The 26,316-nt window shown below is 63.5% G+C and carries 27 protein-coding genes; 18 read left to right on the plus strand and 9 right to left on the minus strand.

The features are described 5' to 3' along the window. Window positions 1-30 precede the first annotated feature (30 nt). The 4 genes from AC1DYC_RS16650 to AC1DYC_RS16665 all read right to left on the minus strand — a co-directional run bounded on the left by AC1DYC_RS16650 (window position 31) and on the right by AC1DYC_RS16665 (window position 2,602). Window positions 31-549 carry a YcnI family copper-binding membrane protein gene (locus AC1DYC_RS16650; protein WP_477407956.1) on the minus strand — a complete coding sequence of 173 codons (519 nt, stop codon included), beginning with the start codon at window positions 547-549 and terminating at the stop codon, window positions 31-33. Window positions 550-585: 36 nt separating this feature from the next. Continuing rightward, on the minus strand, window positions 586-1,122 hold the full coding sequence (locus tag AC1DYC_RS16655) for a copper chaperone PCu(A)C (protein WP_477407958.1): 537 nt from the start codon (window positions 1,120-1,122) through the stop codon (window positions 586-588). 102 nt (window positions 1,123-1,224) lie between these two features. Beyond that, entirely contained in the window at window positions 1,225-1,581 is a 357-nt protein-coding gene (locus AC1DYC_RS16660; protein ID WP_477407960.1) for a DUF2946 family protein, read from the minus strand. 118 nt (window positions 1,582-1,699) lie between these two features. Continuing rightward, the gene (locus tag AC1DYC_RS16665) at window positions 1,700-2,602 is read right to left on the minus strand and encodes a GntR family transcriptional regulator (protein ID WP_477407962.1); all 903 of its coding nucleotides are present in this window, start codon (window positions 2,600-2,602) and stop codon (window positions 1,700-1,702) included. 262 nt (window positions 2,603-2,864) lie between these two features. On the opposite strand from AC1DYC_RS16665, the gene AC1DYC_RS16670 reads away from it, so the two are divergent. From AC1DYC_RS16670 to AC1DYC_RS16695, 6 genes are all read left to right on the plus strand, one after another. Continuing rightward, window positions 2,865-4,370 carry a UxaA family hydrolase gene (locus AC1DYC_RS16670; RefSeq protein ID WP_477407964.1) on the plus strand — a complete coding sequence of 502 codons (1,506 nt, stop codon included), beginning with the start codon at window positions 2,865-2,867 and terminating at the stop codon, window positions 4,368-4,370. A 52-nt stretch (window positions 4,371-4,422) separates the two neighbouring features. Further along, complete coding sequence (locus AC1DYC_RS16675; RefSeq protein ID WP_477407966.1) at window positions 4,423-5,421, plus strand: aldo/keto reductase; 999 nt, start codon at window positions 4,423-4,425, stop codon at window positions 5,419-5,421. A gap of 298 nt (window positions 5,422-5,719) precedes the next feature. Next, on the plus strand, window positions 5,720-6,715 hold the full coding sequence (locus AC1DYC_RS16680; protein ID WP_477287580.1) for a substrate-binding domain-containing protein: 996 nt from the start codon (window positions 5,720-5,722) through the stop codon (window positions 6,713-6,715). A gap of 161 nt (window positions 6,716-6,876) precedes the next feature. Continuing rightward, entirely contained in the window at window positions 6,877-8,430 is a 1,554-nt protein-coding gene (locus AC1DYC_RS16685) for a sugar ABC transporter ATP-binding protein (RefSeq protein ID WP_477407968.1), read from the plus strand. Beyond that, on the plus strand, window positions 8,427-9,392 hold the full coding sequence (locus tag AC1DYC_RS16690; RefSeq protein WP_477407970.1) for an ABC transporter permease: 966 nt from the start codon (window positions 8,427-8,429) through the stop codon (window positions 9,390-9,392). Before AC1DYC_RS16685 ends, AC1DYC_RS16690 begins: the two co-directional genes overlap by 4 nt. Before the next feature lie 68 nt (window positions 9,393-9,460). Then, window positions 9,461-10,480 (plus strand): zinc-binding alcohol dehydrogenase family protein, encoded by a 1,020-nt coding sequence (locus AC1DYC_RS16695; protein WP_477407971.1) that lies wholly within the window; start codon window positions 9,461-9,463, stop codon window positions 10,478-10,480. Between the two features lie 269 nt (window positions 10,481-10,749). On the opposite strand, the gene phnF is transcribed toward AC1DYC_RS16695, so the two are convergent. Further along, the gene (gene phnF / locus AC1DYC_RS16700) at window positions 10,750-11,499 is read right to left on the minus strand and encodes a phosphonate metabolism transcriptional regulator PhnF (RefSeq protein ID WP_477407973.1); all 750 of its coding nucleotides are present in this window, start codon (window positions 11,497-11,499) and stop codon (window positions 10,750-10,752) included. A gap of 120 nt (window positions 11,500-11,619) precedes the next feature. On the opposite strand from phnF, the gene phnG reads away from it, so the two are divergent. Genes phnG through AC1DYC_RS16715 form a run of 3 tightly spaced genes read left to right on the plus strand, consistent with a single transcriptional unit; the run spans window position 11,620 to window position 13,806 of the window. Continuing rightward, a complete protein-coding gene (phnG, locus tag AC1DYC_RS16705) occupies window positions 11,620-12,081 on the plus strand; it encodes a phosphonate C-P lyase system protein PhnG (protein ID WP_477407975.1) in 462 nt (153 codons plus the stop codon). Further along, window positions 12,081-12,692, plus strand: a complete 612-nt coding sequence (gene phnH, locus AC1DYC_RS16710; protein ID WP_477407977.1) for a phosphonate C-P lyase system protein PhnH — start codon at window positions 12,081-12,083, stop codon at window positions 12,690-12,692. Before phnG ends, phnH begins: the two co-directional genes overlap by 1 nt. A 1-nt stretch (window position 12,693) precedes the next feature. Further along, entirely contained in the window at window positions 12,694-13,806 is a 1,113-nt protein-coding gene (locus AC1DYC_RS16715; RefSeq protein ID WP_477407979.1) for a carbon-phosphorus lyase complex subunit, read from the plus strand. 2 nt (window positions 13,807-13,808) lie between these two features. Here the strand turns inward: AC1DYC_RS16715 and AC1DYC_RS16720 are convergent, their stop codons facing one another. Beyond that, window positions 13,809-13,985 carry a hypothetical protein gene (locus AC1DYC_RS16720; protein WP_477407981.1) on the minus strand — a complete coding sequence of 59 codons (177 nt, stop codon included), beginning with the start codon at window positions 13,983-13,985 and terminating at the stop codon, window positions 13,809-13,811. A 65-nt stretch (window positions 13,986-14,050) separates the two neighbouring features. On the opposite strand from AC1DYC_RS16720, the gene AC1DYC_RS16725 reads away from it, so the two are divergent. From AC1DYC_RS16725 to phnE (AC1DYC_RS16765), 9 genes are all read left to right on the plus strand, one after another. Next, the gene (locus AC1DYC_RS16725) at window positions 14,051-14,950 is read left to right on the plus strand and encodes an alpha-D-ribose 1-methylphosphonate 5-phosphate C-P-lyase PhnJ (protein WP_477407983.1); all 900 of its coding nucleotides are present in this window, start codon (window positions 14,051-14,053) and stop codon (window positions 14,948-14,950) included. Further along, window positions 14,947-15,723 carry a phosphonate C-P lyase system protein PhnK gene (gene phnK / locus AC1DYC_RS16730; RefSeq protein WP_477407985.1) on the plus strand — a complete coding sequence of 259 codons (777 nt, stop codon included), beginning with the start codon at window positions 14,947-14,949 and terminating at the stop codon, window positions 15,721-15,723. Before AC1DYC_RS16725 ends, phnK begins: the two co-directional genes overlap by 4 nt. Before the next feature lie 2 nt (window positions 15,724-15,725). Beyond that, the gene (gene phnL / locus AC1DYC_RS16735; protein WP_477407987.1) at window positions 15,726-16,433 is read left to right on the plus strand and encodes a phosphonate C-P lyase system protein PhnL; all 708 of its coding nucleotides are present in this window, start codon (window positions 15,726-15,728) and stop codon (window positions 16,431-16,433) included. Further along, the gene (locus AC1DYC_RS16740; RefSeq protein ID WP_477407989.1) at window positions 16,430-17,047 is read left to right on the plus strand and encodes a DapH/DapD/GlmU-related protein; all 618 of its coding nucleotides are present in this window, start codon (window positions 16,430-16,432) and stop codon (window positions 17,045-17,047) included. The genes phnL and AC1DYC_RS16740 overlap by 4 nt, the downstream gene beginning before the upstream one ends. A gap of 88 nt (window positions 17,048-17,135) precedes the next feature. Further along, window positions 17,136-17,852: a DUF1868 domain-containing protein gene (locus AC1DYC_RS16745; RefSeq protein ID WP_477407991.1), complete on the plus strand. Its 717-nt coding sequence runs from the start codon at window positions 17,136-17,138 to the stop codon at window positions 17,850-17,852. 109 nt (window positions 17,853-17,961) lie between these two features. Continuing rightward, window positions 17,962-18,819: a phosphonate ABC transporter ATP-binding protein gene (gene phnC / locus AC1DYC_RS16750; RefSeq protein WP_477407993.1), complete on the plus strand. Its 858-nt coding sequence runs from the start codon at window positions 17,962-17,964 to the stop codon at window positions 18,817-18,819. Between the two features lie 92 nt (window positions 18,820-18,911). Then, the gene (gene phnD / locus AC1DYC_RS16755) at window positions 18,912-19,820 is read left to right on the plus strand and encodes a phosphonate ABC transporter substrate-binding protein (RefSeq protein ID WP_477407995.1); all 909 of its coding nucleotides are present in this window, start codon (window positions 18,912-18,914) and stop codon (window positions 19,818-19,820) included. A 56-nt stretch (window positions 19,821-19,876) separates the two neighbouring features. Continuing rightward, a complete protein-coding gene (phnE, locus tag AC1DYC_RS16760; RefSeq protein WP_477407997.1) occupies window positions 19,877-20,833 on the plus strand; it encodes a phosphonate ABC transporter, permease protein PhnE in 957 nt (318 codons plus the stop codon). Window positions 20,834-20,835: 2 nt separating this feature from the next. Continuing rightward, window positions 20,836-22,206, plus strand: coding sequence for a phosphonate ABC transporter, permease protein PhnE (gene phnE, locus AC1DYC_RS16765; RefSeq protein WP_477407999.1), 1,371 nt, complete (start codon window positions 20,836-20,838; stop codon window positions 22,204-22,206). A gap of 295 nt (window positions 22,207-22,501) precedes the next feature. Here phnE (AC1DYC_RS16765) and AC1DYC_RS16770 read toward each other — a convergent pair whose 3' ends face one another. The 3 genes from AC1DYC_RS16770 to AC1DYC_RS16780 form a co-directional block, all read right to left on the minus strand. Further along, window positions 22,502-23,353 carry a sugar phosphate isomerase/epimerase family protein gene (locus AC1DYC_RS16770; protein WP_477408001.1) on the minus strand — a complete coding sequence of 284 codons (852 nt, stop codon included), beginning with the start codon at window positions 23,351-23,353 and terminating at the stop codon, window positions 22,502-22,504. A gap of 207 nt (window positions 23,354-23,560) precedes the next feature. Continuing rightward, window positions 23,561-24,748 (minus strand): Gfo/Idh/MocA family protein, encoded by a 1,188-nt coding sequence (locus AC1DYC_RS16775; RefSeq protein ID WP_477408003.1) that lies wholly within the window; start codon window positions 24,746-24,748, stop codon window positions 23,561-23,563. A gap of 150 nt (window positions 24,749-24,898) precedes the next feature. Further along, window positions 24,899-25,954 carry a sugar phosphate isomerase/epimerase family protein gene (locus AC1DYC_RS16780; protein WP_477408005.1) on the minus strand — a complete coding sequence of 352 codons (1,056 nt, stop codon included), beginning with the start codon at window positions 25,952-25,954 and terminating at the stop codon, window positions 24,899-24,901. Window positions 25,955-26,316 lie beyond the last annotated feature (362 nt).

Genomic DNA, 26,316 nt, shown 5'->3' on the forward strand with positions numbered 1-26,316 from the left:
GCCGCATCGAAGCAGCGCGCCGCCAATGCATCATTTCTTCGGCAGCAGGTTGAGGCCGGGCGCCGGATCTTCCAGCGCATCCTCACCCTGGCCAGCCGCAGGAATCTCTATCCAACGCGTCGTGGCGCCATCGCATTCCTGCACCACCGGAAAATAGATCTTCTGGCCGGTCGGCAGATCGGCGGCCAGCGTGCCGCGGAAGACAAACTCGTCGTAGAATTCATCCGGCAGGCTGCCGCCGCTCCAGTCGACTTCCTTGACGCCCGACGTCACGTCCTCGCCGTAGAGCTGGTAGGATTTCTCGTACTTGCCTTTCTTGACCTGCAGCGTCCAGCCGGGCTTCGGCATCGGCTTCACCGCGATCACCCCTTCCGGGATTTGCACGCGCACGGCAATCGTCGCCTTGCCGTCGCAGCCATGCGGCACACGCAGCACGGCCTTGTAGGTCGAGCCGACCGCGGCCTCCTGCGTTTCAAGCGTGATATGGGCGAAGGCGGCACTTGTCCCCAGGACGAGACATGCAGCGGCGAGCAAAAGATACTTGTTCATGATGGTCCCTCTCGAAAATCGGTTGGCAATAATTGATCAGTCGTTGTCTTCCTGGGGCGGCGCGCTGCCTATGGCCTGCACGGCGAACTCGACGGTCACCGCCCCGGCCTTTTCGAAGGTCAGCGTGGCGGCAAACATCTGGCCCTCCTTGGGCGGCTGCTTCAGATCCATGAACATTATGTGGTAGGCGCCCGGACCGAGCGTGACCTTGCCGCCGGCCGGGATTTCCAATCCGCCGTCGACCGGGCGCATGGTCATGACGCCGTCCTTCACCCCCATTTCATGCAGTTCGGCCTTTGCCGAAATGTCGGAGGAAATCGACAGCAGCCGGTCCGGCGCGCTGCCCTTGTTGACGATGGTGAAATAGCCGCCGGCGACCTTGGCGCCGGCTGGCGTGGCGCGCGACCAGGGATGCTCGATCTCGATGTCGCCGGCCTTGAACTCATGTGCAAGAGCGGAATGCGCGCCTACGAACAACAGGGCGAAGGCGAAGACGGCGCTGCCGAGACGCTGCTCGATCGTGCGAAAGAAAGACGTGCTACGGCGCAATGCGGCACGAAGAAAACGGGACATGGGTATTGCTCCATGAATATGAGGTCGCGCCGTTGCCGGTCGCAAACAGTGTCGGTGATTGGATGAATGGCGCTCGCGCAGGTTACGCGAGATGCCGCAGTTTCAGGCCGTATGCGGCGGCGCGCGCGGATTGGCCGGAGAACGTTCGCGCGTGACATCGGGATACCTGACAGAGGCAAGCACGAAGGCGACGGTCTCGAAGGACAGGCTGACCTGGACCAGGCCGACACCGGGCGGCGGCGCATAGGCAACCGAGGCCATGCTGCAGCCAAGCATGCAGCATGGCGGCATATGCTGCTGGTGCGGATCGCCTCCGGGAAGCTGGACCGCTCCCTCATGGGTGCAGATAACGTTGCCGAAGGCGTCGATCTGCGAGGCATCCGGCGCCGTGCCGAAAGCAAAGGCGCCGAGCGTCGACTGGAGCAGCAACACACAGGCCGCGACAAACGCGGCCGTCATGCTCCATCTCTTACGCCGGATGTTCAAAGACCTGCCTCTTCACGCAGCAACGGCAGATGTCTAGCACGCGGCAGGCAGCCGGAAAATCGCCAAATCATCGCTGCGGCAACGCGGCGCGTCACGAAGGTAAGCGGACGCCTATCTCCGGGATCGAGGTCAGCAGCGTATTGCGCGCCGACTTCAGATGCTTGCGGCAGGCGGCATCGACCTTGCCGAGATCGCGCGATTTCAGCGCTGTGATATAGGCGAGATGCTCGCCCACCGCGACTTCATTGCGCTCGCGCTCCTGCGCCTTGTTCCACTGGTAGTGGTAGTGAAAGATCATGGCGATGACGTCGTAGAAGTCGACGATGAAGCGGTTGTGCGACGCCCGGTGGATCAGCCGGTGAAAACGCTCGTCGAGCTCGGAGAATTCGTTGAAGCGGGTGGCAATCTCGCTGGCCAGCAGCCGGTGCTCGTCCTCCAGCCGGTCGAGATCGGCCCAGACCGGACTGTCCAGCGGCAAGGCGGCAAAGGCCGCCGCCGAGCGTATCTCGAACATCTCGCGGATTTCGGTGAGTTCGAGCGCGAACGCGCGGGTAAAACCCTTCAGCACCCAATGGCTGTTGCGTCGCTTCTCGATCAGGCCGAAGCGCGAGAATCGGATCAGGAATTCGCGCACGCTGGTGGTGCCGACGCCGATCTCGCGCGCCAGCTCGAGCTCGTTGATCTGCATGCCGGCCTCGGCGCCGCCGGCGAGCAGCCTGCGCATGAACGAGCGCTCGATGATCTGCGCCAGCGTGTCGGTCTCTTCCTCAGGGAAGAAATCGTCCGGCTTCGGCGCCCTGAGCACCGTCTTGTTGCGCTTGTTCCAGGCGATCAGCCCGGTTTCTTCCATACGCGCCAGAATGGTGCGCACCGTGGTGCGGCTGACGCCGAGCAGAGTGCCCAACTCCGGCTCGGACGGCAGGCTCTGCGTTTCATCGAGCAGCCGCAGACCCCTGTTGTAAGCATCCTTGTAGACGTTGTTGCTCTTCGACATCCCTGCCCCGTTGCGCGCCGGCGCTTGCTGTGGCTGGCTTGAAGCGCGATATCACAGATGTTTCCTAGCGCATGACCCGGCAAAGCAAAACGCTTTGCGTGTCAGACGCGGCTCCCTACAACCCACGCGTCCATCGGATGCATGGTCTCCTCCTGAAAAAACAATTGACGCACAAATGTTTTTTCCCGATAAAAGACATTATATGGAAACAGACGCGTGTCAATCCGCGCATCCCCCCAGGAACAGACCCAGGAAACTGCCCGTGAACGCCTCGAACAGCATTCTTCTGTCCCCCGCCGACAATGTCGCGGTCGCCAATGGCCGCATCGAGATCGGCACCGCTCTGCCCGGCGGCGCCGTCGCCACGGCCTTGATCGAGCCCGGCCACAAGGTGGCGATCAAGCCTATCGCCGCCGGCGAGGCGGTGGTCAAGTATGCCCAGGCCATCGGCCGCGCGACGCAGGACATCGCGCCCGGCGATCACGTCCATTCGCACAATCTGGTTTTCGAGAGCGGCCGCCTGCCGGTGGTGCCGCCGAGCGAGGCCGAGCACGCGACGGAAGCTGATCGCGCCCGCACCTTCATGGGCTACCGCCGCGCCGACGGCCGCGCCGGCACCCGCAACTTCATCGGCATCATTGCCAGCGTCAATTGTTCGGCCACCGTCTGCCATGCCATTGCCGACGAAGCCAACCGCGTGCTGTTGCCGAAATATCCGGGGATCGACGGCTTCGTGCCGATCGTCCACGGCCAGGGTTGCGGCATGAGCGGCACCGGCGATGGCATGATGGTGCTGCACCGGACGCTCGCCGGCTACACCCGCCATCCGAACTTCGGCGGCGTGCTGATGGTCGGCCTCGGCTGCGAGGTCAACCAGCTCACCCTTTACGGCCAGAAGGGTGCGGCGGCGGGCAAGCGGCACTTCAACATCCAGGATGCCGGCGGTTCGCGCAAATCGGTGGAAAAGGCTATGGGCGTGCTGGCCGAGATCGCCGAGGAGGTCGGTACATTGCAGCGTGGGCCGATCCCGGTCTCAGAGATTGTCGTCGGCCTGCAATGCGGCGGCTCCGACGGCATGTCGGGCATAACGGCCAATCCGGCGCTGGGCGCCGCCGTCGATATCCTGGCCGGCGTTGGCGGCATCGGCATTCTGTCCGAGACCACGGAGATCTATGGCGCCGAGCATCTGCTCGCCTATCGCGCGGCGACCCCGGAGATCGCCAAGAAGCTCGATGGTTTCGTCAAGTGGTGGGAGGACCATGTCGCCAAGCATGGCGCCTCGATCGACAACAACCCTTCGCCCGGCAACAAGCGCGGCGGCCTCACCACCATTCTGGAGAAGTCGCTGGGCGCCGTCGCCAAGGGCGGCCAGACGCCGCTCAACGGCGTCTTCGGCTATGCCGAGAAGGTCACCGGCAGCGGCCTGGTGTTCATGGACACGCCCGGCTACGACCCCGTCTCGGCGACCGGCCAAGTGGCGGGCGGCGCCAACATCATCGTCTTCACCACCGGTCGCGGCTCCTGCTTCGGCTGCCGGCCAACGCCGTCGATCAAGGTCGCCACCAACTCGACCATGTATCACCAGATGGAAGAGGACATGGACGTCAACTGCGGCGTCATCGCTTCGGGCGAAAAGACCATCGCCGGCATGGGCCGCGAGCTGTTCGAACTGATCGTCGAGACCGCATCGGGCCGCAAGACCAAGAGCGAAGCGTTCGGCTACGGCGACAACGAGTTCGTGCCGTGGCATCTCGGCGCAACGCTCTAAAACACTGACAAAAAATACGGGCTGCAAGATGGCCCGCAAGGGGAGGCTTTGGATGGACAAACGCCGCATCGGCACGACTGCGCTCGAGGTCACCGAGATAAGCTTCGGCGGGGCGGCGATCGGCGGCCTCTACCGGGCCTGTCCGCGCGAGGCGGCGATGGAGACGCTGCAGACAGCCTGGGAAGCCGGCCTGCGCTATTTCGACACCGCGCCCTTCTATGGCTTCGGGCTGTCGGAACGGCGAACCGGAGATTTCCTGCGCTACAAGCCGCGGGATTCCTACGTGCTGTCGACCAAGGTCGGACGCCTCTTCCGCCCCGTGCGGGAGGACCAGGTTCCCGATCATTCCTATGTCGACCCGCTGCCTTTCGCGCTCGACTACGACTATTCCTATGACGGCATCATGCGCTCGGTCGAATTCTCCTATGCGCGGCTCGGGCTGAACCGGATAGACATCCTGTTTGTCCACGACATCGGCACTTACACGCATGGCGTCCAGAAGACGAAGCTGCATTTCCGCCAGATGATGGATGGCGGCTTGAAGGCGCTGGAAGAGCTGAAATCGTCCGGCGTCATTTCCGCCTATGGGCTCGGCGTCAACGAGGTGCAGATCTGCCTCGACGTGCTGCGCGAAGCCCCGCTCGACTGCATCCTGCTTGCCAGCCGCTATTCGCTGCTCGACCGCTCGGCCGAGGCTGAGCTTTTGCCGCTCTGCCGGCAGCGGCAGACCTCGCTGATCATCGGCGGCGTCTTCAACTCCGGCATCCTGGCGACCGGGCCGGTGCACGGCGCGCATTTCGACTATGTGCCGGCGACGCAGGACATACTCGAGCGTGTCGGCGCGATGGAGACAATCGCCACCGAGAGTGGCTATCCGCTGGCGGCGGCTGCGTTGCAATTTCCGCTGCACGAGCCGGTCGTGGCCAGCGTGCTGACCGGAACGGCCAAAGCCGCCAATCTGACACGCAATCTCGACCTGTTCGACATCAAGGTGCCGCAATCGGAATTCGCCAAATATGCTCCTTACACCGTCGTTCAGGAACTCGGCTGACGACGATCACGCGATTCTCAAGAAAGAATGAACATTCCATATTGACTCGATGATGGAATTAATATTCCATGGCGATCAAGGGAGGATCGGGAGCGTCTGGACGTGGCATTGAGGGTCGGCAAGGAGGGCTTCTCCGCCGAGCCATGCGAAGGCCGATATGAAACACCGCTTGCGTCGGCTGGATCGATGCACTATCAAAAAGCGGCAACTGTTTTTTATTGATAAAGTTCTGTTTGGGCCGCGCCTATCCGAATGGAGCTTCCGTAACCTTCACCGGGCGATCTAGGGAGGATTCCTAATGAAATTCGTGACCAGCATTCTCAACCGCCGCTCACTCGTCGCGCTTGCAGCCGCCTCGATGCTTGCCGGCGCACTGCACACGGCGCCGGCTTCGGCCGCGGATGTGACCATTCCGATCATCGTCAAGGACACCACGTCCTTCTATTGGCAGATCGTTCTGGCCGGCGCCCGCAAGGCCGGCAAGGATCTCGGCGTCAACGTGCCGGAACTCGGCGCCCAGGCTGAAACCGACGTCAACGGCCAGATTTCGATCCTCGAGAACGCCGTTGCCGGCAACCCGGCCGCCGTCGTCATTTCGCCGACCGAATTCAAGGCGCTCGGCAAGCCGATCGATGAAGCAGCCAGCAAGGTCAAGGTCATCGGCATCGACTCCGGCGCCGACTCCAAGGCCTTCACCTCGTTCCTGACCACCGACAACGTCCAGGGCGGCCGCGTCGCCGCTGACGGTCTTGCCGCAGCCATCGGCGAAGCCAATGGCGGCAAGGTCGAGGGCAAGGTTGCGCTGATCACCGCGCTTCCCGGCGCCGGCTCGCTCGAACAGCGCGCGCAGGGTTTTAAGGAACAGCTCAAGGCCAAATATCCCGGCCTGGAACTGATCGCCGACAAATATGCTGACGGCCAGGCCACCACCGGCCTCAACATCGCCACCGACCTGATCACCGCCAATCCGGACCTGAAAGGCATCTTCGCCTCCAACCTGATCATGGCGCAGGGCGTCGGCCAGGCGATCGCCGAGAACAACCTTGCCGGCAAGGTCGGGCTGATCGGTTTCGACAGCGACGAGAAGCTGATCAAGTTCCTCAACGACGGCGTCATCTCCGGCCTCGTCGTCCAGGACCCGTACCGGATGGGTTATGACGGCATCAAGACCGCGCTCGCCGCGTCCAAGGGCGAGAAGGTCGAAGCCAATGTCGACACCGGCGCCAACCTGGTCACCAAAGCGAACATGAAAGAGCCGAAGATCGACGCGCTCCTCAATCCGAAGCTCGACTAAGAAGCTCGACTGACACATCGTTTCCGGGGCGTCAGCGCCCCGGAAACATCAGCTACCCGGCACAAACGGCTTGGTAATATACAGGCGTCGGCTAGGCTGATTTTAGAGGCATCCCTCGCCTCGCCACGTGCCAATCGTAAGACCAATCTGGGAGGATTGTCATGACGTCGACGGCGCAGGAACTGCATCCGCACCCAACGCTGGCACCCGGCAGGACGATCCTCGAACTGCATGGGTTGGAAAAGCGCTATCCCGGCACGCATGCCTTGAAGCCTGTGCATCTTGCGTTCAAGGCGGGCGAGATCCACGCCATCGTCGGCGAAAACGGCGCCGGCAAATCCACCCTCATCAAGCTTCTGACTGGCGTCATGCCGCGCACCTCCGGCGACGTCATCTGGGAAGGCAAACCGGCGGCACTCGCCACCCCGCACGAGGCGATGGCGCTCGGCATCAATGCCGTGCACCAGGAAGTGGTGCTCTGCCGCCATCTCACCGTCGCCGCCAACATGTTCCTCGGCGAGGAGAATTCGCGCTTCGGCATCCTGCAGCAGCGCGCCATGGTCAGGGAAGCGCAGAAGATCATCGACGGTCTCGGCTTCGACCTGCCGGCGCATGTCACGCTCGGCGACCTCACCATCGGCCAGCAGCAATTGATCGCCGCAGCGCGGGCCACCGTGCGCGGCACCAAATTCCTGATCTTCGACGAACCGACCGCCTACCTCACCCGCAAGGAAGCCGACCAGTTGTTCACGCTGATCCGCCGGCTGAAGGGCGAAGGCGTCACCATCATCTACATCAGCCATCGCATGGAAGAAGTCTTCGAGCTCGCCGACCGCGTCTCGGTGCTGCGCGACGGCACGCTCGTCGGCACCCGCAACATTGCCGAGACCAACGACGCCGAACTGGTCAAGCTGATGATCAACCGCTCGATCGAGCAGGTCTATCACAAGGAGCATTTCACGCCGGGTGCGACCATCGTCGAAACGAAGAACCTCTCCGGCAAAGGTTTCGAGAACGTTTCGATGAGTGTCCGCGCGGGCGAGATCGTCGGCCTCTACGGCCTGATCGGCGCCGGCCGCAGCGAGTTCGTCACCACGCTCTATGGCCGCCACAAGAAGTCGGCCGGCCAGATCCTGTGGCAAGGCAAGCCGGTGCTGATCAACTCCGAACACGACGCGATCAAACTTGGCATGGCGCTGGCGCCGGAAAGCCGCCGCGACCAGGGCCTGTGCCTGAACCTGCCGGTCGGCCTCAACCTCAATCTGCCGATCTACAAGCGCATCTCCAGCAACATGCTGATCTCCGGCGCAAAGGAGAAGGCCGAGGCCGACCGCCAGATCGCCGACCTCAGGATCAAGACGCCGACGCGCGGCGCGCTCGCCTCCAGCCTGTCCGGCGGCAACCAGCAGAAGATCGTCATCGGCAAATGGCTGGCGCATGGCGCCAAGCTGTTCATCTTCGATGAGCCGACGGTCGGCGTCGATGTCGGTACCAAGGCCGAGATCTACCGCCTGTTCGGCGCGCTTCTGTCGAAGGGCGCCGGCATCATCCTGATCTCGTCCTACCTTCCGGAAGTCTACGAACTGGCCGACACGCTGCACGTCTTCCGGCGCGGCAAGCTGGTTGCCACGCATGGCTTCCGCACCGCCGATCACGAAGAGATTCTCACACAGGCGCTCGCCGAGAAACAAGAAAAGCTGGGAGGACAGACATGAGCACCGAAGCGGTTCCTGCCGAAAGACCGAAACGCAATTACAACGCCCTGTTCGGGCTGACGCTGCTGGCGCTGCTGGTTCTGTTGTGGGTCATCCTGTCGCTGGCGACGCAGAGCTTCGCCTCGGGCAACAACATCTCGAACCTTTTGCGCCAGGGCTCGATGATCGCCATCCTCGCGGTCGGCCAGACCTTCGTCATCATCACCGGCGGCATCGACCTGTCGGTCGGCGCCGTGGTCGGGTTCGCCACCGTCATCGCCGCCATGCTGATCAATGCCGGCGTGCCGGTCTTTATCGCCATCCTGCTGACGCTGCTCGTCGGCGTTGCCATCGGCCTGTTCCACGGCTTCGGCATCGTCAAGATGGGCCTGCCGCCCTTCATCATCACGCTGGCGACGTTGACCTCGTTGCGCGGCATCGGCCTGCTGATGACCAATGGCAACTCGATCTCGATCAACAACGACGCCTTCCAGGAGTTTTCGCGCAACTCCTTCATCGGTGTCCCCAACCTGTTCTGGATGGTGATCCTGGTCGGCATACCGGCCTACATCTTCCTGCATCACAGCCGCTGGGGCCGCTATCTCTTCTCGGTCGGCTCCAATGCCGAGGCTTCGCGTCTGTCCGGCGTCAATGTCCAGCGCACCATCTACATGGCCTACACCCTGTCTGGCCTGTGCGCCGCCTTCGTCGGCGTGCTCTTGGCCTCGCGCATCGGCATCGGCAATCCGACGCAGGCCGAAGGCTGGGAGCTGCAGGCGATCGCCTCTTCGGTCATTGGCGGCACCTCGCTGTTCGGCGCCGTCGGCTCGGTGCACGGCCCGCTGCTCGGCGCCTTCATCCTCGCCACCATCAACAACGGCGCCAATCTCCTGAACGTCAACGCCTTCTGGCAGCGCATCATCACCGGCGTGCTGATTATCGTCATCGTCTACTTCGACGGCTTGCGCCGCCGCGGCAAATAATCCTCCCTGACTGTCTTCGCCGGTCCGCTCGACGGACCGGCGCCTTTTTTGAAAACTGGTATTGCTGAATGAAAGCCGTCATCTGCCGCTCGCCTGGCGACCTTGTCCTGGAAGACCGCGCCGCACCCGGCGCACCGCCTGCCGGCTGGGCCTTGGTCGCCGTCAGCCATGTCGGCATCTGCGGCACCGACTATCATATCTTCGAAGGCAAGCACCCGTTCCTCGCCTACCCCCGCATCATGGGCCATGAGGTGTCGGGGACTGTCGTCGAGACCGGCGAAGGCGTCGACCTCTCCGTCGGCGAGCCCGTCATCATCAACCCCTATCTCGCTTGCGGCAAATGCATCGCCTGCCGGCAGGGCAAGCCGAATTGCTGTGTGCGGATCGAAGTGCTCGGCGTCCATCGCGACGGCGCCATGGCCGAGCAGATCCTGGTGCCGGCCGAAAATCTTTACCCGGCAAACGGCCTGTCGCTGGCCGACGCCGCGGCTGTCGAATTCCTCGCTATCGGCGCCCATGCCGTGCGCCGCGCCCGCGCTGAACCAGGCGCCCGCACGCTGGTCATCGGCGCCGGGCCGATCGGCCTTGGCGCCGCCCTGTTTGCCCGCATCGCCGGGCTCGATGTCAGCCTGCTCGACATGAGTTCGGAGCGGCTCGACTTTGCCAAAAGCGAACTCGGCTTCGCTACGCTAGACGGCTCGCAAAAAGCGGCAGCCGAGCTGGTGCGCGATGCTACCGGCGGCGAAGGTTTTGATGTCGTCTTCGATGCCACCGGCAACACCCAATCGGTGCAATCTGCCTTCGCCCATGTCGCGCATGGCGGCACGCTGGTGCTGGTCAGCGTCGTCAAGGACGACATCGTCTTTTCCGATCCGGAATTCCACAAGCGCGAGATGACCCTGGTCGGCAGCCGCAACGCACTCAAGGCCGACTTCGACCACGTCGCCGCCTCCATCCGCAACGGCGCCGTGCCATTGGCCAAGCTCGTCACCCACCGCACCACGCTCGCCGCCACGCCGCACGATCTCGCCCGCTGGGCGCACGAGAAATCCGGCCTGATCAAGGCGGTCATCGAGGTTGGGTCATAACCCGGCCCGAACTGAAGACGGCCCGCCCAGGTCGACCCCCACTCCGGTCTGCTTCGCAGACCACCTCTCCCCCGATCGACGGGGGAGAGGAATGGCGCGAGCTTAGCAAGGCGGGCTCCCTTCCTCTCCCTCCGGAGGGGGGAGAGGTGGCTCGGCGAAGCCGAGACGGAGTGGGGGAAGGCGGTCCTCAAACGTCAAGCCGCTGAAAAACGAGCGCGACCAAACTTGGTCTGACATCAGTATGATGTCTCGTATAAGGCCGTCACTCCCTACAGCGCCGACAGTTTAAGCTCCACCCGCTCCGCCGGAAACCGCGTTTCTGAAAACTGGATCGGTCGGCCATCCGGCGTGACGTTGACGGCAACCGCGACCAGCACGATGGCCCCCGGCTGCAGGTTGAGGTCGGCAAGGTCAGCGGCATCGGCATGGCGTGCCGACAGCACCGTGGATTGCCTGAGATAATCTTCCACGCCGAAGCGCCGGAGCGAGGCGGTGATCGAACCGGTCTCCGCCATCACCGCATCGATGCCGGCGAAACGCTTGGCCTCGTACCAGCTGGCAGCGCGCGACACCGGCCGTCCATCGGCTTCGCCGCGCGTCTCCAGCCGGATCGCCTCAGTGCCCCTGGCAAGGTCGAGGCCCTCGGCGACACGCTGGCTGGCCGGCTCGACCGCTGATGTAAGCAGCACGATATGCCGTTCCGACGTCTGCCCTTGCAGGCCCGTCGAAAACCGCGTGCGGGCGCCGATCGGGTAGGACAGCCGCTTGCGCGACAAGACGAAGGTGCCGCGTCCCTGTTCGGCCCGCAGCACGCCGTCCTGTACCAGCGCCGATATGGCGCTGCGCACCGTGTGGCGGTTGACGCCGTAGCGCTCAGCCAGCGCCACTTCCGGCGGCAACGCGGCATTCTCGGCAAAATCGCCGGCGGCGATCGAATGCAGGATCTGGTCGGCGATCTGCCGCCACAAGGAGACGCCGCTGCGCCGTTCAATGCGGCTCGCCATCTTTTGCCCGGCCATTTTTGCCCCCGATCACACCCATGTCATCCACCCGTCATGGACACGGGTTAGATAATAGGTATTATTTGTATAGTTGTCTATATCACTAGACAAATTTTACACATTCAGGGAGTTAGTCGCATGCGAGGACAGGAAGCCCGCGACCAGGCCGAGCGCAAAGCCGTCATGGCGACGCTGGCGCAGGCGAGCGGCGACGACATCGCCCGGCTCTGGAACGAGGCCGGCCTGACCTCCGAGGCCGAGCTTTTGCGCGGGCCGGAAACCGGCCTGGTGACCATACGCGGCCGTATCGGCGGCGGCGGCGCCCCCTTCAATGTCGGCGAAGCCACGGTCACCCGCGCCACCGTGCGGCTGCCCTCCGGACAGGTCGGCCACAGCTACATGCTCGGCCGCGACAGGAAGAAGGCGAGGCTGGCGGCCATCGCCGACGCGCTCTGGCAGGACCCCGCGCAGCGCCAGTCGGTCGAGACCGCGCTGGTCGCGCCATTGCGCGCAGCCCAAGGCGAAGCGCGCGAAAAGCGCCGCGCCGAGACGGCGGCAACGAAAGTGGATTTCTTCACCATGGTGCGCGGAGAAGACTGATGGACATCGCAGCCCAATCGATCGACGGCGGTTTCGCCGATCCGGTGTTCAACGCCCAGACCGTCTTCCGCGCCGTCATGGACGCCATGGCACGACCGGGCAGCGTGCAGCCTTTGCCGGCCTTCGCCCGCCCGCCGGCGCCACTGTCGGCCACCGCAGGCGCCATCGCGCTTTCGCTCTGCGATCACGACACCCCGCTCTGGCTCGACCCTGCTTTGCAGACGTCGGCCGCGGTGAAAGCCTGGCTCGGCTTCCACGCCGGCACGCCGCTCGCCAACACACCGGCCGACGCGCATTTCGCCTTGATCGCCAACCCGGCGGAGATGGCGGCCCTCGACGGCTTTTCGCAGGGCACACAGGATTATCCCGACCGTTCGACGACACTGATCCTGCAGGTGAGCGATCTGACCTCCGGCGCGCCGCTGCTGCTTGAAGGCCCCGGGATCGAAACCAGCGCGACCATCGCGCCGGCGCAGATGCCGCGTCATTTCGTCGAACAATGGAAGCAGAACAGTCAGCGCTTTCCGCGCGGCATCGACATCATCCTGGCGGCCCCCGGCGGCATCGCCTGCCTGCCGCGCACGACGCGCATCAAGACGATGGAGGCGTAAAATGTACGTCGCGGTAAAAGGCGGCGAGGCCGCAATTGCCAATGCCCACAGCCTGCTTGCCGACCGCCGGCGCGGCGACCGTTCGGTGCCGGCCCTGCGTCTCGACCAGATCGTCGAGCAGCTGGCGCTCGGCGTCGACCGGGTGATGAGCGAAGGCTCGCTCTATGACCGCGAACTGGCAGCGCTCGCCATCGTCCAGGCGCGCGGCGACATGATCGAGGCGATCTTCCTGGTGCGCGCCTACCGCACCACGCTGCCGCGCTTCGGCTACAGCAATCCGATCGACACCGGCGCCATGCTGGTAGAGCGGCGCGTGTCGGCCACCTACAAGGATTTACCCGGCGGCCAGCTGCTTGGGCCCACTTTCGACTACACCCATCGGCTGCTCGACCCGGAGCTTGCCGCCGGCGCCGATGTCGCCGAACCGCTGCAACGGGCCGGCGAGGCGGAGGCGATGCCGCGCGTCTCGGCGATCCTCGCCCGCGAAGGCCTGATCGAGCCGGATGGCGAGATGCCGCAGGACCATGTCCCCGGCGACATCACACGCGAACCGCTGGAATTTCCGATGGCGCGCGACATCCGCCTGCAGGCGCTGTCACGCGGCGACGAAGGGTTTCTGCTGGCGCTCGGCTACTCCACCCAGCGCGGCTATGCCCGCAACCACCCCTTTGTCGGCGAGGTCCGCATCGGCGAGGTCGAGCTGGAACTCGACGTGCCGGAACTGCCCTTCGCGGTGCCGCTCGGCAAGGTCCGCGTCACCGAGTGCCAGATGGTCAACCAGTTCAAGGGCTCGGCCAAGGCACCGCCGCAATTCACCCGCGGCTATGGCCTCGTCTTCGGCCAGAGCGAGCGCAAGGCGATGGCCATGGCGCTGTGCGACCGGGCGCTGCGCGCAACGGAACTCGGCGAAGATGTCGTCGCTGCCGCGCAGGACGAGGAGTTCGTCATTTCACACTCGGACAATGTCCAGGCGACCGGCTTCGTCGAGCATCTGAAGCTGCCGCACTATGTCGACTTCCAGGCCGAACTCGACCTCGTGCGCCGCATGCGCGCCGAGTACGAGGCACGTGAAAACCCTGCAAAGATGGAAGAAAAGCGGGAGGCCGCAGAGTGATGCTAATGGCCTCCGCCATCAATCATGCCGCCGCCGTAACCACCACTGGCGCCGCCAACGGTCTCGCCCTGCGCGCCATCTTTCGGTGCGGGCAGGACCATGCGCCGAAGGATGAAGGCGACCACGCCGACGAACGCAAGCAGCAGGATTCCGAGATGTATCCAACCGGTTTGGGTCATCCGATTTCGCCCCTGTTTGCGCATTCTGGACGCCAATTCGATAGCACAATGTGGATGTGATCGCCATGACCGACATCGCCACCTACAACTTCGCCTATCTCGACGAGCAGACCAAAAGGATGATCCGTCGGGCGATCCTCAAGGGCATCGCCATTCCCGGCTATCAGGTGCCGTTCGCCTCGCGCGAAATGCCGATGCCTTATGGCTGGGGCACCGGCGGTGTGCAGGTGACCGCCTCGATCATCGGTCCGGATGATGTGCTGAAGGTCATCGACCAGGGCGCCGACGACACCACCAATGCGGTCTCGATCCGTGCCTTCTTCAAGAAGGTCGCCAATGTCGCTGTCACCACCGATACCGCCAGCGCCACGATCATCCAGACCCGCCACCGCATCCCCGAACATCCTCTCAGCGCCGGCCAGGTTCTGGTCTATCAGGTGCCGATCCCCGAGCCGCTGCGCTTCCTCGAACCGCGCGAGACCGAAACCCGTAAAATGCATGCGCTGGAGGAATACGGCCTCATGCATGTGAAGCTCTACGAGGACATCGCCAAACACGGCCGCATCGCCACCACCTATGCCTATCCGGTCAAGGTCGAGGGCCGCTACGTCATGGACCCCTCGCCGACGCCGAAATTCGACAATCCGAAAATGCATCGCTCGCCGGCGCTGCAGCTGTTCGGCGCCGGGCGCGAAAAGCGCATCTACGCCGTGCCGCCCTTCACCGATGTCGTCAGCCTCGACTTCGAGGATCATCCGTTCAAGGTCCAGACCTTCGACCAGCCCTGCGCGCTGTGCGCCGCCGAGAATGTCTATCTCGACGAGGTCATCCTCGACGACCATGGCGGCCACATGTTCGTCTGCTCCGACACCGACCATTGCGAGAAGCGGCGTGCTGATGGCCATCGCGGCCACCTTGCTCCCGAGACCCATCTTGCCGCAGAAAAAATGGAGCCGGCGCAATGACCGACGAACCGCTGCTGCGCGTATCGGAACTGTCCAAATTCTACGGCTCGCGCGTCGGCTGCGAGAACGTCACCTTCGACCTGTGGCCGGGGGAAGTGCTGGCCGTCGTCGGCGAGTCCGGCTCCGGCAAGACGACGCTGCTCAACTGCCTGTCGACGCGGCTGTTGCCCTCTTCCGGCACCGCCAGCTACCGCATGCGCGACGGCCAGTTCCGCGAGGTCTACCGCATGAGCGAGGCCGAGCGCCGCTTCCTCATGCGCACCGACTGGGGATTCGTCCACCAGAACCCGGCCGACGGCCTGCGCATGACGGTTTCGGCCGGCGCCAATGTCGGCGAACGGTTGATGGCGGTCGGCGACCGCCACTACGGCAAGATCCGCGCCACCGCCGTCGACTGGCTGTCGCGCGTCGAGATCGACGAGGACCGCATTGACGACGAGCCGCGCGCCTTTTCCGGCGGCATGCGCCAGCGCCTGCAGATCGCCCGCAACCTCGTCACCGGCCCGCGGCTGGTATTCATGGACGAGCCGACCGGCGGCCTCGACGTCTCGGTGCAGGCGCGCCTGCTCGATCTGCTGCGCGGCCTGGTCACCGATCTCGGCCTCGCGGCGATCGTCGTCACCCATGACCTCGCCGTGGCCCGGCTTCTGTCACAGCGCATGATGGTGATGAAGGACGGCCGCGTCGTCGAAAGCGGTCTCACCGACCGTGTCCTCGACGACCCGCGCGCGCCCTACACCCAGCTTCTCGTTTCTTCCATCCTGCAGGTGTGATGATGGCTACGCCCCTCGTTGTTTCCGACGTCGCCAAGAGCTTCACCATGCATCTGCGCGACGGCATCAAATTGCCGGTCGTCGCCGGCGTCTCGTTCTCGATCCGGGCCGGCGAATGCGCTGTGCTCGGCGGCCCTTCCGGCGCCGGCAAGAGTTCGATCCTGAAGATGCTCTACGGCAATTACGCCGTCGATGAAGGCCAGATCATCGTCCAGCATGAAGGCGGCCTGATCGATCTCGCCAATGCGAGCCCGCGCACGGTGCTGGCCGTGCGCCGCCAGACGATCGGCTATGTCAGCCAGTTTCTGCGCACTGTGCCGCGCGTCTCCGCACTTGATGTCGTCGCCGAGCCGCTGGTCGAGCGCGGCGAGGAGCGCGAGAGCGCTCGCGAGAAAGCGCGCCGCTTGCTGTCGCAGCTCAATTTGCCCGAAAAACTCTGGGCGCTGCCGCCGGCAACCTTCTCCGGCGGCGAGCAGCAGCGCGTCAACATCGCGCGCGGTTTCATCACCGAGCACCCGGTGCTGCTGCTCGACGAGCCGACCGCTTCGCTCGACGCCAAGAACCGCGATGTGGTTGTCGCGCTGATCGCCGCCAAGAAGGCGGCGGGCGTCGCTTTGCTCGGCATCTTCCATGACCTGGATGTCCGTGACGCGGTCGCTGATCGCATCATCGACGTCACCTCTTTCGCCGCCGGAAAAATCGCCGCATGAGCAGGAAATTGTCGGAGGAGCCGTTCGTCCACGAAACGGCACAGGTCGAAAACTCGACATTAGGCCGCTGGACCGAGATCGCCGACCGCAGCCGCGTCTCCGAAAGCATCCTCGGCGACTATTCCTACATGATGCAGGATTGCGCCGTCTGGTGCGCGACCATCGGCAAGTTCTCCAACATTGCAGCAAGCGTGCGCATCAACGCCACCAACCACCCGACATGGCGGCCGACACTGCACCACTTCACGTACCGCGCCTCGGACTATTGGGACGACGCCGAGCATGAGAGCGAATTCTTCGCCCAGCGGCGCGCCAAACGCGTCACCATCGGCCACGACACCTGGCTCGGCCACGGCTCGACCATCCTGCCCGGTGTCACAGTCGGCGACGGGGCTGCGGTTGGCGCCGGGGCTGTAGTGTCGAAGGATGTCGCGCCGTACACCATCGTCGGCGGCGTGCCGGCAAAACCGATCCGCGAGCGCTTCGACCGCCGCACGGCGGAGCGCTACCAGGCGCTTGCCTGGTGGGACTGGGACCATGCCAGGCTGCGCGCCGCGCTCGACGATTTTCGCGAGCTTGAGGCTGAGGCTTTCCTGGAAAAATACGGCGGATAGCCCATCACATCATCGTCATAAGACCGGCCCGATTCACATCCTTGACACATGACTCGGACACGAGGCCATCTCCCAAAAGGAGATCGCAATGCCTCAATCCATCAGACCCTCGCTCGCCGGCTTTTTCGAAGGCACCAACCCCAAGCCTCCGGTGCATCTCGGCACCCGTTACGACACGTCAGGCAATTTCGTGCCCGAGCCCGGCAACACGGTCGTCAGCCATCTCGTCAACGGTTCGCCTTCCGAAGCTGTTGTCATCGAAGTGCGCGAGCGCATGCGCACCATGCCGGATGCCGACCGGCTGGCCTTCACGCCCATCTCCAGCCTGCACATGACGCTGTTCCAGGGCATCATCGAATACCGCCGCCGCTTGCCCTACTGGCCGCAGGACGTGCCGCTCGACACCAGCATCGATGACATGACGAGCCTCTATCTCAAGCGGCTGAAGGGTTTTGAGAGCCTCGCCCCGTTCAACATAAAAGTGATCCAGGTCGTGCCAACCGGTCTCACCGTTGCTGGAGCAACTGAAGAAGACAGGCGCATCATGGCCGCATGGCGCGATGCGCTGTCGGTGCCGTTCGGTTACCGACACCCCGACCACGACACTTACGTCTTCCACATCACCTTCGCCTACCAGATCCAGCGTCTCGCCGACGACCGGGCTGCCGCATGGCAGGACTTCTTCGATGACAGTCTGGCGCTGTTCGAACGGCAGGCCCCGGTGATCGAAATCAAGCCGCCCGCCTTCTGCAGCTTCAACGATATGAACCATTTCGAAGAGCTGCTGATCCTGGGCCGGTCATAACGCGCAGCTGTGGAGCGTAACAAAACTGACATGCAGGCGACACGGCAGGTTCATGTGGCTGCGCTAGGCGAGTGCCTGACGATCAATATGGTCCGCACTGGAACCTGCCATGTCAGCAAGCTCTGCAACGCTCGAAATCCGCGGCGTGTCCCGCCGATTCGGCAAGAACACCGCTGTCAGCGCCATCGACCTGTCGATCCCGCAGGGCCAGATGGTGGGCATCATCGGCCGTTCGGGCGCCGGCAAGTCCACCCTCCTTCGCATGATCAACCGTCTCATCGACCCCAGCCAGGGGTCGATTTTTTTTGACGGCGCCGAGGTTTCCCGGCTGCGCGGCTCGCCGCTCAGGCGCTGGCAGCGCGATTGCGCCATGATCTTCCAGCAGTTCAATCTGGTGCCGCGCCTCGACGTCTTGACCAATGTGCTGCTCGGCCGGCTCAATCACCGTTCGACCGTCTCCAACCTGCTCGGCATGTTCACCCGCGCCGAATGCGCCGAGGCGGTCGCAGCCCTCGAGCGCCTCGATATCGCCCGCACCGCATTGCAGCCTGCAGGCACGCTCTCCGGCGGCCAGCAGCAGCGCGTCGCCATTGCCCGCGCCATGATGCAGCAGCCCAAGGTGCTGCTCGCCGACGAGCCGATCGCCTCGCTCGACCCGCTCAACGCCAAGGTGGTGATGGACTCGCTGCAGGACATCAATCTGCGTGAAGGCATCACCGTCGTCACCAATCTGCACACGCTCGACACCGCCCGCACCTATTGCAACCGCATCATCGGCATGGCGGCCGGGAAGATCGTCTTCGACGGCCCGCCGGAAGACCTTAACCGCGAGGCCGTGCGCCTGGTCTACGGCGCTGATGCCAACGGCGCCGAAATCTCCGAGGCCATCACCTCGACCAGCATCGCCTACAAGCAAAAGATCGCCGCATCCGCCAGCCCACTCGAGCCCGCATTTCCCGGCTACTGAGCGACGACTGGGATCGTCAGCCCGCGTCAAGGGCATCTGTCAAAATCAAGAACGCTGCCGGCGCGGGGCCGGAACTTACAGGAGAGACATCAATGTTCAGGAAGATGGTATTCAGCGCCGTTTCGGTGCTCGCCATGGCAACCAGCATGGCCCACGCGGCCGACCTCAAGGAATTCCGCGTCGGCATCCTCGGCGGTGAAAACGAAACCGACCGCCTGCGCAACTACCAGTGCCTGGCCGACCAACTGAAGACCGAATTCGGCTTCGAAAAAGTCTCGCTGTTCCCGGCCGCCGACTATGACGGCGTCATCCAGGGCCTGCTCGGCGGCACGCTCGACTTCGCCGAACTCGGCGCTTCCGGCTACGCCAGCGTCTACATCAAGGACCCGAAGGCGGTCACCCCGATCCTCACCACCCAGCAGACCGACGGCGCCACCGGCTATTATTCGATCGGCCTGGCGCTGAAATCCTCGGGCATCACCGACATCAAGTCGGCCAAGGGCAAGAAACTCGGCTACGCCGATCCGGATTCGACCTCGGGCTACCTGATCCCGCTGACCCAGATCCCGAAGGACACCGGCGCCTCGAACGAAACCTTCTTCGCCTCGACCCAGTTCAACGGCGGCCATGAGAACAACGTTCTTGCTGTCCGCGACGGCAAGGTCGACGTGGCGGTGGACGATTCCTCGGGCATCGGCGACTTCAAAAACGGCTACACCTCCGGCACCTTCCACAAGGAAGTCGCCAAGGGCGCCATCGACCCCAACGACTTCGTCGAAGTCTGGCGCTCGGGCCTGATCCCGAACGGCCCGCTGGTCGTGCGCACCGCACTCGGTGACGACATGACCGCCAAGCTGACCGCGTTCTTCACCGACCTGCCGAAGAAGGACAAGGCCTGCTTCGAAGGCGTCGAGGGCGGCGATTTCACCGGCTACGTCCCGGTCAAGCCTGACTTCTACAGCGTCATCGTCGAAGCCCGTAAGGCAGCCATCGGCGGCTAACGGCGAAATCGAAAAGGGCGGTGCTCAAAAGCACCGCCCTTTTTGCATCTCCGATCATGACCCTTTCCGTGACATCGCCCTCAGGCGCCCCTCACCAGACGGCCGATGCCTGGCGACGCCAGACATCGCTGCGCCGGCTCTATACCGTGCTCGGCGTCGCGCTGCTGCTTGCCGCGATGCTTTCCAGCATGTGGTTCGCCGACGAGGCCAATGCCGGCCACTTCTTCGACCGGCTGCCGCACATCCTCGATTTCCTCAGCTGGCTGATCCCGAAGGACTGGAACGACGTCTGGCGGGCGCTGTTCGACATCGCCTCGCCGCATGACACCGGCACCCAGGAATTCAACTTCCCGCTCGGTCGCGTCTACATATGGGGCGGTTTCTACATCCCTGAATATTTCGAGTTGATGCTGACCACGGTCAACGTAGCGTTGGTCTCGACCTTCATCGGCTTCATCTTCGCCGTGCCGTTTTCCTTCATCGCCGCGCGCAATTTGACGCCGCATCCGGCATTGCGTCTCGTCGTCAAGCGCTTCATGGAACTGCTGCGCGCCTTTCCGGAGATCGTCATTGCCGGCCTGTTCGCGGCCATCGTCTCGACCGGTCCGATCGCCGCCATCATCGCCATCGGCTTGCATTCGATCGGCGCGCTGGGCAAGCTGTTCTACGAGATCAACGAGAACATCGACATGCGCGCCGAGGAAGGCCTGAAGGCGGTCGGCGCCAACTGGTTCGAGCGGGTGCGCTTTGCCGACCTGCCGCAGGTGCTGCCCAATTTCATGTCCTACACCCTGCTGCGCGTCGAGATCAACGTGCGCGCATCGACCATTATCGGCGCCGTCGGCGGCGGCGGCATCGGCGAGGAACTGAAGCTCTCGATCTCACGCGGCTTCGGCGCCAAGACGCTGGCGCTGGTGCTGCTCCTGTTCACGACCATCTTCATCATCGACCAGTTCTCCGCCTGGCTGCGCCGCAAGCTCGTCGGTGAGCAAGCCTTCCTGATGAGTGCCTGATCATGGCCACCACGATGACCGCCGAGCAGATATCGTCGATCGAGGAGCGCTATCCTCACGTGTTCCGACGGCCGGCCTACAAGCGCTTCGCGCCGCTGTTCCTGTTCGTCGGCATCCTGTTCTACCTCGTCTACGCCTTGTGGTTCTTCAATCTGCCGCAAGTGATGCGGGATTCGCACTGGGAGCGCCTGCCGCTCTTCCTGTCGCAATGGATCAGCTACGATCTGCAGCCGGAATTCCGCCTCGACCAGCCCGAGATCACGCCGAAATACCCGCGCTTTTCCGCCCTTGGCGACAACCCCAATCCCGACTGGGTGGTCAGGAACGCGGACGGCACCTTCACCGTCTTGATCGACGGCCAGGCCAATTCCGTCACCTTCGACAAGACCAAGGCGACGATCGTCGCCAATGGCCAGACTGTGCCGGTCGCGCTGACCAGCGGCAAGCCGGTGATTTCGGGTCCGGTGCCCGACTGGATCACCGCGCATGACGACGAGATTGTCGCCAAGATGGGCTTTGTCGGCGAGGTACGCGTCACCGTCGACCGCGTGAAGGTCCGCAAGCGCTTCCTCGGCTGGGCGAACTTCGTCTTCGACACGCGCTCGCCCTTCTTCGGTAAATCGGCCGGTGAAGTGATCTCGCTGATCTGGTCTGGACCCGAATTGAAGCCCGGCACCTCGAACCTTGCACTGGCGGGCGACAACATCTGGAACAATGCGCAGTGGCAGCACGGCGATGTCTGGACGAAGCTGCTGCAGACCATCGTCATGGCGTTTCTCGGTACCTTGCTCGGCGCTTTCGTCGCCTTTCCGCTGGCCTTCTTCGCCGCCCGCAACATCACGCCGAGCGGCTTGCTTAGCCAGGTGCTCAAACGTTTCTTCGATTTCATGCGCTCGGTCGACATGCTGATCTGGGCGCTGTTCTTTACCCGCGCCTTCGGCCCGGGACCGCTGGCCGGAAGTGCTGCGATCTTCTTCACCGAGATCGGCACGCTCGGCAAAACCTACTCGGAAAGCCTGGAAAACATCGACGACAAGCCGCGCGAAGGCATCAAGTCGACAGGCGCCAACGGCCTCTTGGTGCAACGCTACGGCGTCATGCCGGAAGTGATCCCGGTGTTCATCAGCCAGACGCTCTACCAGTGGGAATCCAACACGCGCGGCGCCACCATCATCGGCGCCGTCGGCGCCGGCGGCATCGGCCTGAAACTGTGGGAAGCGATGCGCACCAACTCCAACTGGGCCAACGTCTTCTACATGGTGCTTTTGACGCTGTTCGTCGTCTTCGTCTTCGACAACATCTCGAACTTCCTGCGCCGCAGGCTTAGCCGGACGATCCATGACTACAACCGGATCCAGGCTGAGCAGGGGTAGCCTTGTGACGCAGAAGCGCGGGCATCGTCTCGCCGGCGCCTAAGGATCGACCCCCACTCCGTCGAGCTTCGCTCGACACCTCTCCCCCGATCGACAGGGGAGAGGAAGGGCGCCAGGCTGTCCTAGAAGGCGCCTGTCCTCCTGGGCCGAGGCTTTCTCCTCTCCCCGGCCGCCATGCTCCCTTTCCTCTCCCTCCGGAGGGGGGAGAGGTGGCTCGGCGAAGCCGAGACGGAGTGGGGGAACCACCTGGCAACCGCCGCGAACGTAAATTGAAAATGGACCAGGCGCAGAGCGCCTACGCCGCTTTCTTCCACCCGTCCCTGATATGCTTGTACCCGTCGCGATAAACCGCCTCGGGACTCTCAGCAAAATCCCGCCACACCTTCGTCGCCGCCGCCAGATCCCTCAGCGAGCGCCCGAACGCCTCGATGGTCAGCCAGTCGTCGTAGCCGCTCTTGCGGATCGCCGAAAACGTCTCGGCCCAGGGAATGTTGCCGCGACCCGGCACGCCACGGTCATTCTCCGAAATATGGATGTGGACGACATTCCGGCGGTGTTTCGTATAGGCGCCGATCGGGTCGGCCTCCTCGATATTGGCGTGGAACGTGTCATACATCGCCTTGATGTGCGGCCGGTCGATGGCGTCCACGTGCTCGGACAGATCAGCCATCGTGTTCAGCAGATAGCATTCGAAACGGTTGAGCGCTTCCAACCCGATCGTGACCCCACGCTTACCGGCATGATCGCCAATGGCGCGCTGCGAGGCGATCGAGCGTTTTTTCTCTGCGGCGGTCGGCCCGCTGCCGGAGAAGGCGCCGAGCGTCGAATGCAACGGACCGCTCAGCCTATCCGCACCGAGTGCCACGCTGCAGTCGATCGCCCATTTCATATACTCGATGCCGGCCTTGCGGGTCGCGGCATCCGGCGAAATCAAATTCATCGCCGGATCGCCCATCGCCGTCACAGCGGTGCGCTGCAACCCGATGCGGTCGAGCATTTCGCCAAGCTTTTTGTAGTCGTCAGGCACACCGGCAAAGACCGGTATCTCGACGCCGTCGAAACCTGTCGCCTTGATGTCCCTGAGCAGCGCCTCGTGTTTCTTCGAGACGCTGGTCGTCCACAAGAACATGCACATGCCGATTTTCATCGACACTCCCTCCCCTTTTGACGGCGCGCTGGTCTCTCTTCGCCAGCTTCGCGCCATGCCCCCTCATCCGGCCGCTTCGCGGCCACCTTCTCCCCGTTGGGGAGAGAGCTAGACGTCAGCGCCACCTCTTCCTCTCCCCTCGGGGAGAGGTCGGATTGCCCCGAATTGCCCTTCGCAATTCGGCTGGCAAGGTGAGGGGGGCGCCGCCTAAAGCTTCGTCCACGCCCCGTTCTTCTTCGACGACTTCACGCAGGCTTCGATAAACGCCATGCCTTCGACGCCGTCCTCGATGGTCGGGAACACCACATCCTTGCCCGGCTTACCGCCCTTCTTGCGTGCAGCCCGGATCGCCCGCGCGGCTTCCTGGTAGATGTTGGCGAAGCCTTCGAGATAGCCTTCCGGATGCCCCGACGGCACGCGGCTGACGCGGCCGGCGACCGGCAGCGCGCCGGCGCCATTGCGGGTCAACAGCTGCTTGGGCTGGCCGAACGGCGTGTACCAGAGATAGTTCGGGTCGGCCTGTACCCATTCCAGCCCGCCCTTCGAGCCGTAGATGCGCAGCTTCAGCCCGTTCTCGTGGCCGGGCGCCACCTGGCTCGCCCAGATCATGCCTTTGGCAGGATGCGTCTTGCCGACCGGTTTGAAGCGCAGCATGACGTTGACGTTATCGTCGAGCTGCCGCCCCGGCACGAAAGCGTCGAGATCGGCCGACAGGGAATCGAGTTCCAGCCCGGAGACGAAGCGCGCGAGATTATAGGCGTGTGTGCCGATGTCGCCGAGCGCGCCGCCCGCCCCTGCCTGCTTGGGATCGGAGCGCCACGCCGCCTGCTTCTGGCCGGTGGCGGCAAGGTCTTCGGTCAGCCAGTCCTGCGGGTATTCGGATTGCACAATGCGGATATCGCCAAGCTGGCCTTTGGCCACCATCTCGCGCGCCTGCCGGATCATCGGATAGGCGGTGTAATTGTGCGTCAGCACGAACACCTTGCCGGTCTTTTCGACTATCGCAGCAAGCTTCTTGGCCTCAGCCAAAGTCGTCGCCAACGGCTTGTCGCAGATGACGTGAATGCCGGCTTCGAGAAACGCCTTGGCAGCCGGCACGTGCACATTGTTGGGGGTGACGATGGCCACCGCCTCGATGCCGTCGGCGCGCTTGGCCTCGGCCTTGGCCATCTCGGCGTAGGAACCATAGCTGCGTGCGGGGTCGAGCCCGAGTTCGGCGGCGGAAGCGTTGGCGCGTTCGGGATTGGCCGACAGCGCGCCGGCCACCAGCACGAAGTCATTGTCCATGCGCGCCGCGATCCGGTGCACCGCGCCGATGAACGCGCCTTGGCCACCGCCGACCATGCCATAGCGGATCGGGCCGCCTCCCGTTTCAGCTTTCGATGCACCGACCATTTTTCGTCTCCCTCGTTGTTCACCTCCCCCTCGAGGGGAGGTCGATCCGCACAGCGGATCGGGTGGGGTCGCCGGGCGTGGAGCGCGGCATGAACCGACCCCACCCGGCCCTTCGGGCCACCCTCCCCTCAAGGGGGAGGGGAAATCGCGCTAGATTCCCATCATCGCGCGCAGCAGCTTCTTGTCCGTAGTGCCGCTGGCAAAATCATCGAATGCCCTTTCCGTCACGCGGATGATGTGGTGCTGGATGAAGGGCGCCCCTTCGGCCGCGCCGTCTTCCGGATGCTTCAGGCAACACTCCCATTCCAGCACTGCCCAGGAATCATAATTGTACTGCGTCAGCTTGGAGAAGATGCCGCCGAAATCCACCTGCCCGTCGCCGAGCGAGCGGAAGCGGCCGGCGCGGTTGGTCCAGCTCTGATAGCCGGAATAGACGCCTTGCCGGCCGGTCGGGTTGAACTCGGCGTCCTTGACGTGGAAGGCCTTGATGCGCTCGTGATAGATGTCGATGAATTCGAGATAGTCGAGCTGCTGCAAGAGGAAGTGCGACGGATCGTAGTTGATGTTGCAGCGTTTGTGACCGCCGACCGCATCGAGGAACATCTCGAAGGTGGCGCCGTCGAACACGTCCTCAGAGGGGTGAATTTCGTAGCCGACATCGACGCCATTGTCTTCATAGACATCGAGGATCGGCTTCCAGCGTTTGCCGAGTTCGCCAAAGGCCTCCTCGATCAGTCCGGCGGGCCGCTGCGGGAAGGGATAGAGGTAAGGGAAAGCCAGCGAGCCGGTGAACGACACCGAAGCATTCAGCCCAAGATTGCGCGATGCCTTGGCGCCGAACTTCATCTGCTCGACCGCCCATTTCTGCCGTGCCTTCGGATTGTTGTGCACCGAGGCCGGCGCGAAGCCATCCATCTGTGCGTCATAGGCAGGGTGCACCGCCACCAACTGCCCCTGCAGATGCGTCGACAATTCGGTGATCTCGACGCCGGCGTCGGCGCAGATGCCTTTCACCTCGTCGCAATAGGTCTTGGAAGACGCCGCCTTCTTGAGGTCGAACAGGCGTGCGTCCCAGGTCGGGATCTGCACGCCCTTGTAGCCGAGACCGGCCGCCCATTTGGTGATCGAGGCCAGCGAATTGAATGGCGCGGCATCGCCCGCGAACTGCGCCAGAAACAGCCCCGGACCCTTCATTGTCGACGGCATCGGCATCCTCCCAATTCATTTTTCCAGGGACCAAGCATAGCGCCTGATGAAAGCAGGGCCAGCCTCTTTGGTCTTTTGTGATGTGCATTCTCGACTTGCCATTCTGGTATTACCAAATACCGAAAATGGGTCAAGCCATTTGACTCGCAGGAGCAGCACCCGGCGCACCCCAAAATAGGGAACATATGCAAGCATAATCAATACAGTAAATGGCTGTCGCGATCGCACATCGGCAGTTCTTGCCGCGCGACAAAAATTGCTGTAGACCTCCATTCAGGCCCAATTGGTCGAACCAGTTTGCGTAAAAATGCTGGAGCGCCTTGGGGAGGAATCATGAGACGCGCTTCGGTGAGGCGCATCGC

The organism is Mesorhizobium sp. P2_E7, from assembly GCF_056403855.1.